Consider the following 16,475-nt stretch of genomic DNA (forward strand, 5'->3'; position numbering starts at 1 on the left):
CAACCCGGCGATGACCACCCCCGCAGGAAACTCACGATTCCGTTACTCAAGTCTTAGCGACTCTCAGCATTCCAGGCGTTTCCGTCTGGAAGGTCCGTGGCGGTGTCACCGAAGCGTGGGTTGCGCTTCGGTGTCCTGACGACGGTCTCCCGTTTCCTTCTGCCGCTGGTGCGGCAGGGCTGCGCCACCTGCCCGCCCGTCCCGGCCGGTGTTCCGGCCGGGGCGTTGGCTGCGGGTCTTACGGTCGGCTCCACGGGGTTTGGACACGCGGGGCGTGTCCTGGTCTCCGGCCACTCCGGTACCAGTGGTGCAGGCCGCCGCGAGGGCGACCAGGTTGCGGGCTGCGTTCTCGTCCCGGTCCATCACAAGCGGGCACTCGTCGCAGTCGAAGACTCGGACGTGCAGCGGCAGCTTGGCTTTCACCGCGCCGCAGTTCGAGCAGGTCTTGGAGGAGGGGTACCAGCGGCCGGCCACGATGGTGCGGCAGGCGTTGCGTCGGCCCTTGTAGGTGAGCTGGCGCCGGATCTCCCCGAACCCGGCATCCGATACACGGCGGGCCAGCTGTTTGTTGCGGAGCATTCCGGCGACGTTGAGGTCTTCGACCACCACCGTGCCGTACTCGGCCCTGATGCGAGTGGTGAACTTGTGAAGTGCGTCGGTGCGCAGGTTCGCCACTCGGTGATGGATCCTGTTGCGCTCGGCGTTGGCCTTCTCCCATCGTTTCGACGGTTTCCGGCCGGTCCTGCGGTCGGGTCCCTGTCGCCGGGAGACTCGGCGGGATTGGAACCGCAGCAGCTTGAGGGCGCCGTCCAGATGCTTCGGGTTCGGCTCGTAGCGGATCTCGCCCGAGCTGTCGGCCAGGACCGCCAGGTGTTTCACACCCAGGTCGATTCCGACCACCGTGTCCGGCCGGTCGACGCGGGTGATCTCCCGGGTGGTTTCGACCTGGTAGGAGACGAACCAGCGTTCGCGCTCATGCCGGACGGTCGCGGACAGGATGCGCGCCGTTCCGGCCTGGATGCGGGCCAGGAGCTTGGCCGTGGGTTCGTGGGTACGGATCGTGGCCAGCCGGGGCAGGGTGACGTGCCGGCCGTCCGGCTCGACGCGGATCGTGCCGGTGGTGAACCGGCAGGCCAGGCGCGCTTTCCGCTTCGGCTTCCGGCGCGGGATGCCCACCCTGGCGCCCTTGCGTCTGCCCTGCTTGGACTTGGCGTAGGCCTCGAACGCGGCGGACGCGTTCGCGAGCCCGGTGTTGTAGGCCTCCTTGGAGTTCTCCTGCCACCAGTCGGCGAATCTCGGGTCGGTGGTCTTGATGCGGTTGAACTCCTTGCGCAGCGCGGGCAGCGACCACGGTCGCCAAGGGGTGCCCTCCTCCTCACGAATTCCGTAGGTGGCTTCGGCCTTGCGCTGCCACCACGAGGCGGTCACCCAGGACACGGCCCAGTTGTAGGCGGCGCGCGCGGCACCGCAGTGCGAGCGCAGCGCCTGCTCCTGCCCGGCGTTCGGATCGAGAGCGAACCTGTAGGCCTGCACCACGCGCCCGGGCCGCGCTCTGAACTTCCCGCTCACTCGGCAACCTCACCCCCAGCCTCGAAGATGCCCTCACCGTGCCCAACGAGCATCCCGCGCGATGGTCATGCATTCGACGAGGGAACACCCGTTTCCATGCGCAGACCGAGAGAGGCTGAGACGTACTGACGGGTTGATGAGCGGCCGTTCTCTACCGCGTCAGGAAGCCTGCAATGCCGTCCGAGATTCCCTGCGCCGCTTTCTGCCGCCACGCGCCGCTGGTCAGTAGTGCCTCGTCCTTGCTGTCGCGCATGTTGCCGCACTCGATGAACACCTTGGGAACCGTTGACAGATTGAGACCGCCGAGGTCGTCACGGGTGTCGAGTCCGGTGCCGTCGCCGATGTAGTTGGAGGGTGCGCTGCCGGTGCGGCGTACGAAGTGGCCCGCGATGCGTTCGCCGAGGTCGCGGGAGGGGGCGACGATCGGGCGGGTGTCGGCGGCGCCTTCGTCGACGGAGGCCGGGAGGATCACGTGGAAGCCGCGGTTGCCGGTCGCGGAGCCGTCCGCGTGAACGGAGACGACGGCGTCGGCGTGGGCGTCGTTGCCGATGCGGGCGCGTTCGTCGACGCAGGGGCCGTAGGGCCGGTCGCCGTCCTGGGTGAACTTCACGGTGGCGCCCTGCTTTTCGAGGATCCGCCGCATGCGGTGGGCAACGTCGAGCGTGAACCTGGCTTCCGTATAGCCCGAGTTGGTCGACGTGCCCGTCGTGTCGCATTCCTTCCGGTCCGTCCCGATGTTCACCTGGCGGTTGATCTCGGTCGTGTGCTGGAAGTTGCCGGGGTTGTGGCCCGGGTCGATGACGACGACCTTGCCCTTGAGGGGGCCGGAGGCGGCGGGTGCGGAGGAGGTCGCCGAGGGGGAGGGGTTCGGCTTCTCGTCGTCCGTGCCGGACGCCGCCGTGCTCGACGTCACGGACGCGCGCGGGACGGCCGTATCCGAGCCGTCTCCGTCGCCGCCGGTACCCCCCACCGCCTCGTACAGCAGCCACCCGAGCAGCGCGCCCGGCACGAGGGCGGCGACGGCGATGGTCAGGGGCCCGCGCCTGGGGCGGCGGGGGCGGGGCGGTTCGAAGTCAGGGCCTACGTACGACACGTCTGCGACTCTAACCGGGCCCTCAGATCCCTGCTCCCGTTCGCCGCAGCACGCGCAGCGAGTCGGTCACCGAGACCTCCGTGAAGGCACCGGACGCGAGAGCGCGGAGGTAGACGCGGTAGGGGGCCTGGCCGGTGAACTCGTCGGCCGGGTCCGGGAACACGTCGTGGATGAGGAGGAGGCCGCCGTCGGCCACATGGGGGGCCCAGCCCTCGTAGTCGGCGTTGGCGTGCTCGTCGGTGTGGCCGCCGTCGATGAAGACCAGGGCGAGGGGGGAGTTCCAGATCTTCGCGATCCGGGGGGAGCAGCCGACCAGGGCTACCACGTGCTCCTCCAGCCCGGCGCGGTGCAGGGTGCGGCGGAAGGCGGGCAGCGTGTCCATCACGCCGAGCTCCGGGTCGACCGTATCCGGGTCGTGGTAGTCCCAGCCGGGCTGCTGCTCCTCGCTGCCGCGGTGGTGGTCGACGGTGAGTGCGGTGACACCTGCCTCGCGGGCCGCGTCGGCCAGCAGGATCGTGGAGCGGCCGCAGTAGGTGCCGACCTCCAGGAGGGGGAGGCCGAGGTGCCCGGCTTCTACGGCCGCCGCGTACAGGGCGAGGCCCTCGTCCACCGGCATGAACCCCTTCGCCGCCTCGAACGCGGCGAGGATCTCGGGCTTGGGTGCCGCGGGCATGGGGGTTCCCTCTCGGTCATACGAGCATGGCAAGCATGTGGTGGGCCCCTATGCTGCCGTACCCCCTGGTCGGCGGTGACCAGGGGGTACGGGGTGTGGGTCGGGGTGCCTAGGTGAGGTCCAGCTTGTTCGTCATGATGCGCGTGGTGTCGAACTCCCAAACGACCCAGAACTTGCCCGGCGCGTACTCGTCGCCCATGGCGTAGGTGTCCCAGCCCTTGCCTGTGCCGGCGGGTGTCTCGTCCTCGTCGAGCTCGAAGCCGTCGGCGAAGAACGAGGTCTCGCCCCAGGCCGCCGCCCCGGGGGCCTTCTCCCGGTAGTTGAGGATGTCGCGGTACTCGGGGGCGGTGTTGGGCATGGGGGTATTGAAGATGTACAGGTACTTGCCGTTGCCGTCTTTTGCGAAGAAAGCCTTGGACGTGTTGGCGCTCGGCAGGTCGGGGTCCGCGGTGAAGGGCTCCCAGGTGACACCGCCGTCGGGGCTCGTGGACTTCATGGCCTGCGCGTTCTCGGCGCGGGCCACCATGACCAGCTCGTTCCCGGTCCTGCCTTCCGGGGCGAGGGCGATCTGGTTCTCGCCGGCCTTGACGTCCGGGTCGTTTCCGTTCTTCACGGAGCCGGCCTTCCTCCAGGTCGTCAGGTCGTCGGAGACCAGCACCCCGTTCTCCCGCCCGGTGGCCCAGTACGGGATGGCGTGGTTGCCGTTGGCCAGCTTGAGGGGGCGGCCGGCGAAGACCAGGTTGCCGATGCTCGGGAAGCTGGCGGGGTGGTCCTGCCAGGTGTGGCCCCCGTCGGTGCTGCGCTTGACGACGGTGCCGTTGATCGGCAGGCCGTTGTCGTTCAGGCCGTCCCCGTCCGGCTCGCTGTCATCGGCCATCGGGGTGCGCCCCATGAACGCGTAGATGTCGCTGCCGACCTGGTAGAGGATGACGTAGTGCCAGGCGTACTCGCTGGTCTCCTGAGCCAGCGTCTGGGGCCGGCTCCAGTGGGCGCCGCCGTCGGTGGTGTACGCGTACCGGATGTACCCCATGTCCACGCTGCCGGGCCTGAAGCCCTCGCGCCAGGCCACGACCGCGTCGGTCTCGCTGGTGGCGATGATGTCGGGGGTGCGCGGGCCGTCGCCCCCGGAGACCAGGTTCGTGTAGGCGGTCGACTGGCTCGTGATGTTGCCGGCGGAGGCCTGGCCAGGCAGAAGCAGGCCGGACACCAGAGTGAGGGCGAGTGCGGTCAGGAGGACGGGCCATGCCCGTCTGTGGGTCACCACAGCCATTGCTGGCTCGCGCTCTCCGAGCAGGTCCACTGAATGGCCTCCGTTCCGGCGGTCTGACTGGCACTGGGGATCGCGAGACACAGCCCGCTGTTCTTGTTCTGCAGTCGGTCGGGGCCGTTACGGACCCAGACCTGCTCGTCACCGCTGCCGCACGGCCACTGGATGACCTTGGCGCCGTTCACGGTGGTCGCCCCCGCGAGGGCCAGGCACTTGCCGTTGACCTTGTTGACCACGCGGTAGCCGCCGGTCACGGGCTTGAGCGCCCAGTAGTTGCTGTCGCTGCTGCTGCACGACCACTGGACCATCGCGATGCCGTTGGTGTAGCTGGAGCCGGGGTTGGCCAGGCACTGGCCGGTGCCCATGTTGTAGAGACGGGCGTAGGTGGAGGTGTCCTCGGACCACACCCAGCGCTGGTCCAGGTTCTCCGAGCAGGTCCACTGGATGACCCCGAGGCCGTTGGCCGTGCTGGAGTTGGGGACGGCCAGGCACTTGTCGCTGTTCAGGTTCCGCAGCCGGTTCCAGCTGTCGTGGACCCAGACCTGCTCGTTGCCGGCGGCGTTGCACGGCCACTGAACGGCCTGTGTCCCGTCGGCCAGGCTGGAGTTGGGCATGGCGAGACACTGGCCGCTGTTGCGGTTGCGGACGAGATAGCGGTCTCCGTTGCCGCCCGCCACCTGGGTGAACGTCCAGTCCTGGTCGAAGTTCTCGGTACAGGTCCACTGGACCAGGCCGGTGCCGTTCGCCGTGCTGGAGTTGGGGACGACCAGGCATCTTCCCGCGTTGAGGTTGCGGAGGTTTCGCCAGTCGTCCGCCGCCTTTGCCGGAGTGGAGGAGGACACCGTCCACACCACTGCGGCGGCGACTGCGCACAGTGCGGTGAGGGCGGCCGCGAAAACGCGGGTCATTTTTTTCATATGCATGACATCGAGCAACCTCTCTGTTTCCGTCGAGGGACGGTCCTGCAGCGACTTGATCAGGATGCGATGCGGCTGATGGGGAAGTCGTTAGCGGTGAGTCCACTGAGACTTGGCTGTGGATCTACTCCCGCACGGTGAGTGCCTGGAGCCGGTACTCCTTGGGGGACATCCCGTATGCGCCGCGGAAGGTCCGGGTGAAGTCGGAGGCGCGCGGCAGGCCCCAGCGGGCGGCGATCGTGTGGATCGGTGTGGCGCGCAGTGCGGGGTCCGCCAACTCGCGGCGGGCGCCCTCCAGTCGCTGACGGCGAATGGCGGCCGCGACGGTCTCACCCTGCGCCTGTTGCTGGAAGAGCCGGTGCAGATAGCTCAGAGAGATGTGATGTGCGGCGGCGATCACGGGCGGCGTCAGCTGAGGATCGTGCAGGTTCTGCCGGATGAACGCCCGGATGTGCATGGTCAGTGCGCGCTGCCGGGTCTCCGGTGGCAGGGCCGCCTCCGCCTCCTGGAGCTGAGCGATCCAGGCCGACAACAGGTCGAGCAGGACCGTCCCCAGGCGCGACGCGTCGGACGGTCGGAGGGTGTCGGCCTGCCGTTCCAGGCCGGTCAGGAAGTCCGAGAGCAGGGCTCCGACGCCCTCACGCCCCGACAGCCGTCTGCCCAGCAGGTCTCGCGGCGGCACCGGCAGCAGGGCCTTGGGGACCTCCACGGCCACACCGCTGACGACGCCGCGCTCCCGGTCGTCGTACGACCGTATGTCGCCCGGCCGTGAGCTGTCGGCCAGATAGAGGTCGCCCGGGCCGTAGGTGTCGATCCGCCCGTCGTGGTCGACGGCCAGTCCGCCGCCGAGGACCAGCCTCAGGTGGTACAGCTCGGGGTCGGACTGCCGCACCATCCTGGCGTTCCGGCGAAACCGCGTCGGCAGGAACGACGCCGACCAGACGGTGACCGGTCCCAGTCCCAGCAGTCGCTGCCGCGCCCAGAAGTCGGCGGCGTGATCACTGGTGACCTCGGCGGGTGCCACGGTTCGGCCGACCCGCTCCCGCCAGTGGTCGAACCTGTCCTCCGCAGGCACGTCCTCGCTGCGGAACACCGTCCCGATCATCCCCCACCCCGCTCCACCCGTCCCCGCATCCCCGTAGGACGGGGATCACAGGGACGGATGATGCGTGGGCAAACCCGTCTCGGCGTGAACGCCGGGTGTATTCAAGGAGAAGCAATCTCCCGTCATGCTCCGGGCGCGGAGGTGGCGACCGCCTCACCCGGCAGCGGCAGGTCCACGTCGACCGGGCGGTCGTCGCCCGCGTGGGTCGCCGCGGAGGCGAGCGGGGCGTGTCCCGTGGCGCGGGCGGCGAGGACGTAGGCGCCCTGGGCCGGGACGGTGAGGGTGTAGCTGCCGTCCTCGGCGGAGAGGGTGGCGCCGGCCTGGCGGCCGCGGCGGTCGATGAGTGTCACCTTCGCGCGGGCGACCGGTGTGCCCTCGGCGTCGAGGACACGGCCGCGGAAGCCGCGGAGTGCCTCCTCGGCGAGGGCCAGGTTCTCGTCCTCCTCGCTGCTCGCGCGCAGCTGCGGCGCGCGGTTCGGCTTCGGCAGGAACAGGGCCATCAGCAGGCCGACGGCGACGGCGCCCGTGGCGATCAGGAAGGAGACGCGGAAGCCGTGCATGGTCGGGACGGCGATGCCGTTCACGTTGTTCGCGGTGTTGGCCAGGACCATGCCGATCACGGCGCTCGACACCGACGTACCGATGGACCGCATCAGGGTGTTCAGGCCGTTGGCCGCGCCGGTCTCCGACGCCGGGACCGCGCCCACGATCAGTGCGGGCAGGGACGAGTACGCGAGGCCGATGCCCGCGCCCAGGATCACCGCGATGACGAGGCTCTGCCAGGCGGCGCTCATCAGGCCGAGTCCGGCGCTGTAGCCGATCCCGATGATCACCATGCCGAGGATGAGGGTGACCTTGGGGCCGTACTTCGCCGACAGACGGGCGTAGACGGGGGCCGTGAACATCATCGTCAGGCCCAGCGGAGCCACCAGGAGACCCGCGACGACCATGGACTGGCCGAGGCCGTAGCCGGTGGCCTTGGGCAGCTGGAGCAGCTGGGGCAGGACGAGGGAGACGACGTAGAAGGAGACGCCGACCATGATCGACGCGAGGTTGGTGAAGAGCACCGCGGGACGGGCGGTGGTGCGCAGGTCGACGAGCGGGGCCGCGATGCGCAGCTCGTAGACGCCCCACAGGAGCAGGGTGAGCGCGGACGCGCCGAACAGGCCGAGTGTGGTGCCGGCCGTCCAGCCCCAGTCGCTGCCCTTGGTGATGGGGAGGAGGAAGAGGACCAGACCGGCGGACAGGCCCAGTGCGCCCGGCAGGTCGAAGGAGCCCTCGGCGCGCATCGGGGACTCCGGTACGACGAGGAGGGTGAGGGCGATCGAGAGGACACCGAGGCCGGCGGCGCCGTAGAAGAGGGCGTGCCAGTCGGCGTGCTGCGCGACCAGGGCCGCGGCGGGCAGCGCGAGGCCGCCGCCGACGCCGATCGAGGAACTCATCAGAGCCATCGCCGAGCCGAGCTTCTCGCGGGGCAGCATGTCGCGCATCAGGCCGATGCCGAGGGGTATCGCGCCCATCGCGAAGCCCTGGAGCGTACGGCCGACGATCATGGGGAGCAGGTCGTTGGTAAGGGCGCTGACCAGCGCGCCGACGACCATCACGGCGAGGCTGAAGATCAGCATCCGCCGCTTCCCGAACAGGTCACCGAGCCGGCCCATGATCGGCGTGGCCACGGCTCCCGAGAGAAGCGTCGAGGTCAGGACCCAGGTGGCGTTGCTGGGCGTGGTGTCCAGCAGCTGCGGCAGATCCTTGATGACCGGGACGAGCAGGGTCTGCATCACCGCGACCACGATGCCCGCGAAGGCGAGCACCGGGACGACGGCCCCGTTCGCTCTCCGGACGGGCTGGTCGGTCGGCGTGTGCGTCATGGAAGGAGGCCTCCAGGCCTGAGCAGAGGGAGGGGCGAGCTTTCGGGATACGTGCAACATGAACCCCGTGCGCCTGAGCAACTATTCCGATGCTTTGGCGTACTAACGAATTCTTGACCGTCCCATGGGGATCTGATCGCCCGTCAGCGGTCCTGGCGGTCCTGGCGGTCCTGGCGGTCCTAGGACCTACGGCCGAGATGCGCGTGGCGCGAAATCCCGATGCAAGGGGTGTAACCGGGTTGAGAGCATGACGCCCATGCTCCGAGCCGCTGACACCACCCCGATACCGAGCCGTACCGCGCCTCCTGTCTGGCTGGTGGTGGCGCTCGCGTGTGCCGGGCAGTTCCTCGTCGTGCTCGACGTGTCCGTCGTGAACGTGGCGCTGCCCTCGATGCGCGCCGATCTGGGGCTGAGCGCTTCGGGCCTCCAGTGGGTGGTGAACGCGTACGCCATCGCCTTCGCCGGGTTCATGCTGCTCGGCGGGCGGGCCGGCGACCTCTACGGGCGCAAGCGGATGTTCCTGGTGGGACTCGGCCTGTTCACCCTGGCCTCGCTCGGCGGCGGCCTGGCCCAGGAGGGCTGGGAGCTGCTGGCGGCGCGTGCCGTGCAGGGCCTGGGGGCGGCGGTGCTGGCGCCCGCGACGCTGACGATCGTGACGTCGGCGGTGCCGGAAGGGGCGGCGCGGGCGCGGGCGATCGCGACATGGACGGCGGTGGGCGCGGGCGGGGGAGCGGCGGGCGGGCTCGTCGGCGGGGTGCTGGTGGACGCGTTGTCGTGGCGGTGGGTGCTGCTGATCAACGTGCCGGTGGGTGCGGTGGTGCTGCTCGGTTCGCTGCGGTGGTTGCCGGAGAGCCGGGCTGGCGACCGACGGCGCCTCGACCTGCCGGGCGCGCTGCTGGTGACGGCGGGGCTGGCGAGTCTGGCGTACGGAATCTCGCAGACGGAGGCGTCGGGGTGGACGGCGACGGCCACGCTCGTACCCCTGCTCGCCGGTTTTGCGCTGCTCGGGCTGTTCCTGCTCGTCGAGGGGCGTACGGCGGCTCCGCTGATGCCGCTCGGACTGCTCCGGGTGCGGTCGGTGGCCGCGGCGAACGTGGCGATGTTCCTGAGTGGTTCGGCGATGTTCGGCATGTGGTTCTTCATGACGCTGTACGCGCAGAACGTCCGGGGTTACTCGCCCCTGGAAGCGGGTCTCGCACTGGTGCCGAGTTCCCTGGCCGTGGTCCTCGGCTCGAAGCTCGCGCCGCGGTTCATGCCGCTGCTCGGGGCGCGGAACCTGGCGGTCCTCGGCACGCTGTTGGCGGCCGTCGGCTACGGCTGGCAGTCCACGCTGAGCACGGACGGCCCCTACCTCACCGAGATCATGTTCCCGGGCATCCTGATGATGCTCGGCGCGGGCCTCGCCATCACCCCACTCGCCTCCCTTGCCACGGCCGGCGCGGAGCCCGGAGAGGCCGGGCTGGTCTCCGGTCTCGTCAACACCTCCCGCACGATGGGCGGTTCACTGGGGCTCGCGGTCATGTCCACGGTCGCGGCGGCGCATTCGGCGGGGAGCGATACGCCGCGGGCGCTGACGGAGGGGTACGGGCTGGCGTTCCGGGTGAGTACGGGGGTGCTGGTGGTGGGGGCGGTGCTGATGGGGGTGTGGTTGCCGGGGAGGAAGTCTGCGGGGCGGTGAGGGGGTGGGAGTGGAGGTGGGGGTGGGGTGGGGTGGGGTGGGAGTGCGGCCGAGGGTTGGGGACGCCCGGGGTTCGGCCGGCCGACGGGTTCGGAGAGCAGGGGCCGACGGGTTCGGAGCGCAGGGGCTGACGGGTTCGGAGCGCAGGGTCCGACAGGCTCGGAGCGCGGGGGCTGACAGGTTCGGGGAGCCGGGAGGAAATCCTGCGCGGGTGGGGCAACGGTTCGGGTGGTCCGTGGACTCCTTCTTGTATCTAGGAGGTGCCCATGGGGGATCGCAAGGAGGCTCGGGACACGGAGTTCCAGAGCTTTGTCATCGGCCGCTGGCCGCGGCTGATGCGGACGGCATTTCTCCTCACGGGGGAGCAGCACGCCGCGGAGGACCTGGTCCAGTCGACCCTGGAGCAGGTCTATATGGCCTGGCGCAGGGTCGGATCGGCCGATGAGCCGGAGGCGTATGTACGGCGCGTGATGATCAACGCGCATGCGCGGAGACACCGTCGGCGGCTGAAGGAGTTCCTGGCGCCGAAGGACGACTCGGGCCTGGTGCGCGAGGTGCCCGACAGCGGTGACCGAATCTCCCAGGCCGAGGACCGCAACGCCTTGCTGAAGGCGCTCGCCCAACTGCCGCCCCGGCAGCGGGAGGCGGTGGTCCTGCGCTACTGGGAGGACCTGACCGAGACACAGACCGCCGAGGCGATGGGCTGTTCCGTCGGCGCGGTGAAGAGCAACACGGCGAAGGGGATCGCGAAACTCCGGGCCATACCGGGACTTGCCGAGATGGTGACGCAGGGAGGGCGGAAGTGATGAGCGCGGACCGGGAGACGAACCACGACATGACGAACACCGACATCGCCGTCCTGCTGGCCGACGCCGCGGACGAGGTCGAGATCGGCATAGCCCCCTACCAGTCGGTGATCCGCGGCGGGCGGCGGCGCAGGGCGCGGCGCTGGGCGGTGGTGGCGGCGACGGCACTGGTGCTGACGGGCTCGGCGGGGACGCTGGCCATCGCGGGGATGCCGGGCGGGGACCGGGACCGGGGGGCGGTGGCGGCGAGCCCGACGCCGACGACCGAGCCGCGCAACGTGGTGGCGCCTCAGCGGACCATGCTCGCGACCGGCTACGACCAGGGCAAGGACTGGCAGATCACCATCGATGTCTGGGAGGCGCCACGCGACACGACGGAGGCGCAGCTCCAGGTGAACGCGATGACCGAGTACGAGGAGTTTCCGACGGGCCTGCGCCAGGACTCCGAACTCGTAGGCAAGAGCATGTACTTCGTGCACCGGGTGATCGGTGACGGCGACCCGGAGCTGATCATGGAGGGTGAGTTCACCAAGGCCGACACCAAGTCGGGCACGGACATCGAGTTCGGCGCGATCCGCCTGGGAACCGACTCCAGTGACGCCCACCGCCTGGTCGTCGGCCAGGTCGCCCCCACTGTCCAACACGTCACCTGCACCTGGGACGACGGCACGAAGACCGACCTCCGCCGAGTGCCCAAGGGGTACGACGTCAACACCGACGACGAGGTGATCCGCCCGGCGGACGGTTCTCCCGACAACTGGTTCGTGTGCGTGGCGCCGGCGGGCACGGCCAACAAGGGGGCCGAGGTGACGAAGTAGGGGACAGGCCGGGAGAGCCGGGCCGGGTGACCCCCTGCCCGGCGCGTGAAGCACCTGGGCGCAAAAGGGCGGCCGGCTGCGGGCTGAGTAGTGCCGAGGTGGCCTTGTGACAGGGGGTCGCCGGTCTTTCTCCCCACCCCCGAGTCCCTGCGCTGGATCTTCTCGGAGCTGACAGAGGTCGAACTGCGCCGGATGCGGGACGAACCGGAGGGGTCGGCGTGGTTCGGGGAGGGGTTCTTGTGGACGGCGTTGTTCCGGCGGGACGCGGCGGACATGGCAGGCATGGTGGGCGCGGCGGGCGCGGTCTAGAGCCACCCCTGTTGACGGGCCTCCCGCAGTGCCTCCATGCGGTTTCTGGTGCCCGTCTTGCCGATCGCCGAGGAGAGGTAGTTGCGGACCGTGGACTCGGAGAGATGGAGCGTCGCGGCGATGTCGGCGACCGTCGCTCCGTCCGCGGAGGCCTTGAGGACGTCGCACTCGCGGGCGGTGAGCGGACTGGGGCCGGCGCTGAGTGCGGCGGCGGCGAGGGCCGGGTCGATCACCGTCTCTCCGGTGAGCACCCGGCGGATGCAGGCGGCCAGTTCCTCCACCGGACCATCCTTCACCAGGAAACCGGCGGCGCCCGCCTCCATGGCCCGCCGCAGGTATCCGGGGCGGCCGAAGGTTGTGAGGATCAGGACCCGGCAGTCGGGCGCCTGGTCACGCAGCTCGGCGGCGGCGTCCAGGCCGCTCTTGCCGGGGAGTTCGATGTCCAGCAGGGCCACGTCGGGGCGGTGGATGAGCGCCGCGTCCACGATCGTGTCCCCGGCCGACACCTGCGCCACGACCTCGATGTCCGGCTCCATCCCGAGCAGCAGGGCGAGGGCGCCGCGCATCATGCCCTGGTCCTCTGCGAGGAGGACGCGAATGGACTTGGCCGGCCGATGATCCCGCGGCATCTCGTTCACGGGGCAAGGGTAGGGCGCGCACGGGTCACGCAGGTTGTTCGGCGGGTGTCGGCGATGGGTCGCGGGGGGTTGCTCCGCCGGTGCCTGCCATACGTCACGCAAGCTGTTCCGCCGGTGTCGGCAGCGGTGCCGTCGGCACATCCACCGGCAACTCCGCCGTCACCACGAAGCCCCCGCGTGCTCCCGGGCCCGCCGTCAGGGAGCCGCCTGCGTTGGCGAGGCGTTCCGTGAGGCCCTTGAGACCGGTGCCGCCGACGCCCGCGCCGAGGGTGCCCGTCTTTGTCCCTGGCCCGTCGCCCGCCCCGTCATCCGTCACCGTCAACCGAACCCGTTCCCCCGCCCCCGCCCCCGACACCGTGATCTCGCAGCGGCCCGCGTCGGAGTGCCGTACGACGTTTGTGACGGCCTCGCGTACCACCCAGCCGAGGAGGGCCTCCGTCTGTGGGGGGAGGGGTGGGCCGGAGCGGTGGACTGTGGAGTCGACGCCGGCGGCGGTGAGGGCGGAGCGGGCGCGGTCGAGGTCCGTTGTGAGGCTGCCCTCGCGGTAGCCCGTCACCGCCTCGCGGATCTCCGTCAGGGCCTGGCGGCCCACGGACTCGATGTCGGTGATCTGGAGCAGGGCCGCGTCGAGGTCGCGTGCGGCCAGGCGGCGGGCCGCCTCCGACTTGACGACGATCACGGAGAGGGTGTGGCCGAGCAGGTCGTGCAGGTCGCGGGAGAAGCGCAGGCGCTCCTCCTCGACCGCGCGGCGGGCCAACTCCTCGCGAGCGGCGCGCAGTTCGCGCACCGCCTCGGACAGGGAGAGGATCGCCGCCGTCACCATCGTCGAGATCCAGGTGGCGTACGCGATGTCGAGGCCGCCCCAGCCGTCGCGGTGGACGGAGACCACGCCGGCCAGTACGGCCACCAACGTGCCGGCCCACCGCAGGTGCGGCATCCGTACGACCGCACCCGTCGCGAGGCCGAACAGGGGGAGGAAGAGCAGCCAGGTGTCGCCGTACCCGATGGCCAGAGCGCAGGTCACCAGGCCCATCAGCACCAGGGCCACCCGGGTGGAGGTCGCCTCCCGGGTCTCCCGCCTGAAGGCGCGGAACGTGACGTAGATGTAGAGGGAGTTGAAGGTGAGCAGCCCCAGGCCCGCGAGCCAGGGGTTCGAGGCCTCGCCCTGGAAGAAGTTGGAGAAGGAGCCCATCCCCATGAACAGCCACGGCAGGAGGGTGAAGCCGGTGGGCGGTGGACCCGTCTTCGCCGGGACCTTGCCTTCCTCCAGGGCGGCCTTGTGCTCGGCCTTGAGGTGGACCTTGTTGTCCTTCCAGTACTGCTGACTCTCCTGCGCGTGCTGATACGCCAGCTGCCACGCGTCCATCCGACACGACATCTTCCGCATCCAGGACATGCCCTGCCCCCGATCAGACGGTCCCGGCGCTGTGCCGGTACGACAAGAAGAGCCTACGGATGCGGGGCGGACGCCCAGCAGATGCGCTTGTACGGATTCACCCGGGACAAATGTCATGGCCCGCATGGCCCGCATGGCCCGCATGGCTCCCGGCATGTCTGACACCCTGTCAGGAGCCTTCACAACTGCGGAGCCCTCGGCTATACAGATGGCGCCGGACTGGAACGCGTTCTAGGTCGGCCAGTGAACGACCTCGGTGCGGCCGACGGTGCGGACGGCCGCGCCGAGGTTCTCTGCCCGGGAGAGTCGTCAGGAGTCCTCAGCCCTATGCCCATCGACGCAGCCAAGGCGCTCGCCGCCGAACCCCGTTCCGGCGAGATCGCCTGGGACCACAAGGACGTACAGCTCTACCACCTGGGGATCGGCGCCGGCGCGAATCCTGACAAGGACACCCCCGCCACCGACCCCGACGAACTGCGCTACACCCTGGAGTCCCGGCTGCACGTCCTGCCGAGCTTCGCCACCGTCGCGGGCAGCGGCGCGCCCGGCGTGATCAGCGGGCTGTCCCTGCCCGGTATCGAGGTCGACCTGGCCCGAGTCCTGCACGGCGGCCAGACGCTGACCGTCCACCGTCCGATCCCGCCCGAGGGCACGGCGACGAGCGTCGGCCGTATCGCCGCCGTCTACGACAAGGGCAAGGCCGCCGTCCTCGTCATGCGCACCGAAGTCGCCGACGCCGAGGGCCCGTTGTGGACCAACGACGCGCAGATCTTCGTACGGGGAGAGGGGGGCTGGGGCGGTGACCGCGGGCCGTCCGCGCGTCTCGAACCGCCCGTCGGCGAGCCGGACAAGGTCGTCGAGCGGCCGATCCGCGAGGACCAGGCCCTCCTCTACCGCCTCTCCGGCGACTGGAACCCGCTTCACGCCGACCCGGAGTTCGCCAAGGTCGCCGGATTCGAGCGGCCCATCCTGCACGGGCTGTGCACCTACGGCATCACGCTCAAGGCGGTCGTCGACACGCTGCTCGGCGGCGACACCGCCCGGGTGCGGTCGTACGCCACACGGTTCGCCGGGGTCGTGTACCCGGGCGAGACCCTGCGGATCCGCATGTGGCGCCAGGAGGACGGCGTCCGGGTCGCCGTGAGCGCAGTGGAAAGGGACGACGCGCCCGTCCTCGCCGACACCATCGTCCAGCACTCGTAAGCCCAGAGCCTTCCGATCAGAGCCTTCCGAGGGGAGCCGCACCATGCGCGCAGCCGTACTGCACGAGATCGGCCAGGACAAGCTCGATGTCCTCGACGACGTCGAGGCGGTGGGCTTCGGCCCCGGACGGGTCAGGGTCCGGGTGCGGGCCACCGGGCTCTGCCACTCGGACCTGTCCGCGATGAGCGGTGTACTGCCCCAGCCCGCGCCCTTCGTGCCCGGGCACGAAGGCGCCGGGGAGATCCTTGAAGTGGGGGAGGGCGTACGGAACGTGAAGCCGGGGGACCGGGTCGTCGTCTGCTGGCTGCCCGCCTGCGGCGCCTGTCCCGCCTGCAAGCGCGGCCAGACCGAGCTGTGCCTGGCCGGGTTCATGAACGCGGGCACCCCCAACTTCAAGCGCCCCGGCGGCGATGTGTTCGGCTTCGCGGGCACCGGAACCTTCACCGAGGAGGTCGTGGTCGACGCGGGCTGCGCGGTACCGATACCCGACGACGTCCCCTTCGACATCGCGGCGCTGATCGGCTGCGGCGTCACCACCGGGCTCGGTGCCGCGCTCAACACCGCGGACGTGGAGGCCGGTTCGTCGGTCGCGGTCATCGGCTGCGGCGGCGTCGGCATCTCCGCCATCCAGGGCGCACGACTCAAGGGCGCCGCCGAGATAGTCGCCGTCGACCCGGTCGCCTCGCGCCGCGAGTCCGCGCTCAAGTTCGGTGCCACGAAGGCCGTTTCACCGGACGAGCTGCCCGACGCCAAGCAGCAGATCACCGCCGGCGAGGGCTTCGACTACGTCTTCGAGGTCGTCGGCAAGTCGGCGACCGCCCGCACCGCGTACGAGTACACCCGGCGCGGTGGCACCCTCGTCGTCGTCGGCGCGGGTGCCATGGACGACTTCCTCCAGCTCAACATGTTCGAGCTGTTCTTCGACGAGAAGCGGATCCTGCCGTCCATGTACGGCGGCGGCGACGTCCTGCGCTCCTACGAGCGGACGATCTCCCTGTGGCGGGCCGGCCGGATCGACCTGGAGGGGCTGATCACCCACCGCGTCCCGCTCGCCGACATCAACGAGGCCCTCGACCAGATGCGGACGGGAACCTCGCTCCGCACGTGCATCGAGATCTGACCCCCTTCGCGA

At 70.1% G+C, this 16,475-nt stretch carries 14 protein-coding genes and 1 pseudogene; 6 read left to right on the forward strand and 9 right to left on the reverse strand.

Translation table 11 applies throughout. The annotated features are described in order from the left end of the window. Nucleotides 1–105 precede the first annotated feature (105 nt). The 7 genes from tnpB to ACIHFB_RS09335 form a co-directional block, all read right to left on the reverse strand. Nucleotides 106–1,569, reverse strand: coding sequence for an IS607 family element RNA-guided endonuclease TnpB (tnpB, locus tag ACIHFB_RS09305; protein WP_400126158.1), 1,464 nt, complete (start codon nucleotides 1,567–1,569; stop codon nucleotides 106–108). 151 nt (nucleotides 1,570–1,720) lie between these two features. After that, nucleotides 1,721–2,662 carry an N-acetylmuramoyl-L-alanine amidase gene (locus tag ACIHFB_RS09310; protein ID WP_400126160.1) on the reverse strand — a complete coding sequence of 314 codons (942 nt, stop codon included), beginning with the start codon at nucleotides 2,660–2,662 and terminating at the stop codon, nucleotides 1,721–1,723. Nucleotides 2,663–2,684: 22 nt separating this feature from the next. Further along, a complete protein-coding gene (locus tag ACIHFB_RS09315) occupies nucleotides 2,685–3,335 on the reverse strand; it encodes a class I SAM-dependent methyltransferase (RefSeq protein WP_400126162.1) in 651 nt (216 codons plus the stop codon). A gap of 109 nt (nucleotides 3,336–3,444) precedes the next feature. After that, nucleotides 3,445–4,596, reverse strand: coding sequence for a sialidase family protein (locus tag ACIHFB_RS09320; protein ID WP_365288227.1), 1,152 nt, complete (start codon nucleotides 4,594–4,596; stop codon nucleotides 3,445–3,447). Then, nucleotides 4,593–5,510: an RICIN domain-containing protein gene (locus tag ACIHFB_RS09325; protein WP_400126164.1), complete on the reverse strand. Its 918-nt coding sequence runs from the start codon at nucleotides 5,508–5,510 to the stop codon at nucleotides 4,593–4,595. Before ACIHFB_RS09325 ends, ACIHFB_RS09320 begins: the two co-directional genes overlap by 4 nt. A gap of 133 nt (nucleotides 5,511–5,643) precedes the next feature. After that, nucleotides 5,644–6,624, reverse strand: a complete 981-nt coding sequence (locus tag ACIHFB_RS09330; protein ID WP_400126166.1) for a helix-turn-helix domain-containing protein — start codon at nucleotides 6,622–6,624, stop codon at nucleotides 5,644–5,646. A 122-nt stretch (nucleotides 6,625–6,746) separates the two neighbouring features. Further along, nucleotides 6,747–8,495 carry an MFS transporter gene (locus ACIHFB_RS09335; RefSeq protein ID WP_400126168.1) on the reverse strand — a complete coding sequence of 583 codons (1,749 nt, stop codon included), beginning with the start codon at nucleotides 8,493–8,495 and terminating at the stop codon, nucleotides 6,747–6,749. Between the two features lie 247 nt (nucleotides 8,496–8,742). On the opposite strand from ACIHFB_RS09335, the gene ACIHFB_RS09340 reads away from it, so the two are divergent. From ACIHFB_RS09340 to ACIHFB_RS09355, 4 genes and pseudogenes are all read left to right on the forward strand, one after another. Then, on the forward strand, nucleotides 8,743–10,173 hold the full coding sequence (locus tag ACIHFB_RS09340) for an MFS transporter (protein ID WP_400126170.1): 1,431 nt from the start codon (nucleotides 8,743–8,745) through the stop codon (nucleotides 10,171–10,173). Between the two features lie 266 nt (nucleotides 10,174–10,439). Further along, nucleotides 10,440–10,979, forward strand: coding sequence for a SigE family RNA polymerase sigma factor (locus ACIHFB_RS09345; protein WP_365288237.1), 540 nt, complete (start codon nucleotides 10,440–10,442; stop codon nucleotides 10,977–10,979). Then, a complete protein-coding gene (locus ACIHFB_RS09350; RefSeq protein WP_365288239.1) occupies nucleotides 10,979–11,797 on the forward strand; it encodes a hypothetical protein in 819 nt (272 codons plus the stop codon). The genes ACIHFB_RS09345 and ACIHFB_RS09350 overlap by 1 nt, the downstream gene beginning before the upstream one ends. Before the next feature lie 135 nt (nucleotides 11,798–11,932). Then, nucleotides 11,933–12,106 (forward strand): annotated as a pseudogene (locus ACIHFB_RS09355) (SAM-dependent methyltransferase); the annotation flags it as partial. Here the strand turns inward: ACIHFB_RS09355 and ACIHFB_RS09360 are convergent. Continuing rightward, the gene (locus tag ACIHFB_RS09360; RefSeq protein WP_365288251.1) at nucleotides 12,103–12,735 is read right to left on the reverse strand and encodes a response regulator transcription factor; all 633 of its coding nucleotides are present in this window, start codon (nucleotides 12,733–12,735) and stop codon (nucleotides 12,103–12,105) included. The pseudogene ACIHFB_RS09355 and the gene ACIHFB_RS09360 overlap by 4 nt on opposite strands. Nucleotides 12,736–12,838: 103 nt before the next feature. Further along, complete coding sequence (locus tag ACIHFB_RS09365; protein WP_400126172.1) at nucleotides 12,839–14,110, reverse strand: histidine kinase; 1,272 nt, start codon at nucleotides 14,108–14,110, stop codon at nucleotides 12,839–12,841. Nucleotides 14,111–14,467: 357 nt separating this feature from the next. On the opposite strand from ACIHFB_RS09365, the gene ACIHFB_RS09370 reads away from it, so the two are divergent. After that, nucleotides 14,468–15,343: a MaoC/PaaZ C-terminal domain-containing protein gene (locus ACIHFB_RS09370; protein ID WP_365288243.1), complete on the forward strand. Its 876-nt coding sequence runs from the start codon at nucleotides 14,468–14,470 to the stop codon at nucleotides 15,341–15,343. Nucleotides 15,344–15,386: 43 nt separating this feature from the next. After that, nucleotides 15,387–16,463 (forward strand): Zn-dependent alcohol dehydrogenase, encoded by a 1,077-nt coding sequence (locus ACIHFB_RS09375; RefSeq protein ID WP_365288245.1) that lies wholly within the window; start codon nucleotides 15,387–15,389, stop codon nucleotides 16,461–16,463. The last annotated feature ends 12 nt before the right edge of the window (nucleotides 16,464–16,475 follow it).

The organism is Streptomyces sp. NPDC051963, from assembly GCF_044593495.1.
Lineage (GTDB): Bacteria > Actinomycetota > Actinomycetes > Streptomycetales > Streptomycetaceae > Streptomyces.

Coding starts and splice junctions, on each gene's coding strand:
- ACIHFB_RS09315 (WP_400126162.1), bottom strand. CDS start 3,335: ATGCCCGCGGCACCCAAGCCCGAGATCCTCGCCGCGTTCGAGGCGGCG.
- ACIHFB_RS09330 (WP_400126166.1), bottom strand. CDS start 6,624: ATGATCGGGACGGTGTTCCGCAGCGAGGACGTGCCTGCGGAGGACAGG.
- ACIHFB_RS09345 (WP_365288237.1), top strand. CDS start 10,440: ATGGGGGATCGCAAGGAGGCTCGGGACACGGAGTTCCAGAGCTTTGTC.
- ACIHFB_RS09350 (WP_365288239.1), top strand. CDS start 10,979: ATGAGCGCGGACCGGGAGACGAACCACGACATGACGAACACCGACATC.
- ACIHFB_RS09335 (WP_400126168.1), bottom strand. CDS start 8,495: ATGACGCACACGCCGACCGACCAGCCCGTCCGGAGAGCGAACGGGGCC.
- ACIHFB_RS09360 (WP_365288251.1), bottom strand. CDS start 12,735: ATGCCGCGGGATCATCGGCCGGCCAAGTCCATTCGCGTCCTCCTCGCA.
- ACIHFB_RS09375 (WP_365288245.1), top strand. CDS start 15,387: ATGCGCGCAGCCGTACTGCACGAGATCGGCCAGGACAAGCTCGATGTC.
- ACIHFB_RS09340 (WP_400126170.1), top strand. CDS start 8,743: ATGACGCCCATGCTCCGAGCCGCTGACACCACCCCGATACCGAGCCGT.
- ACIHFB_RS09325 (WP_400126164.1), bottom strand. CDS start 5,510: ATGACCCGCGTTTTCGCGGCCGCCCTCACCGCACTGTGCGCAGTCGCC.
- ACIHFB_RS09370 (WP_365288243.1), top strand. CDS start 14,468: ATGCCCATCGACGCAGCCAAGGCGCTCGCCGCCGAACCCCGTTCCGGC.
- ACIHFB_RS09365 (WP_400126172.1), bottom strand. CDS start 14,110: ATGGACGCGTGGCAGCTGGCGTATCAGCACGCGCAGGAGAGTCAGCAG.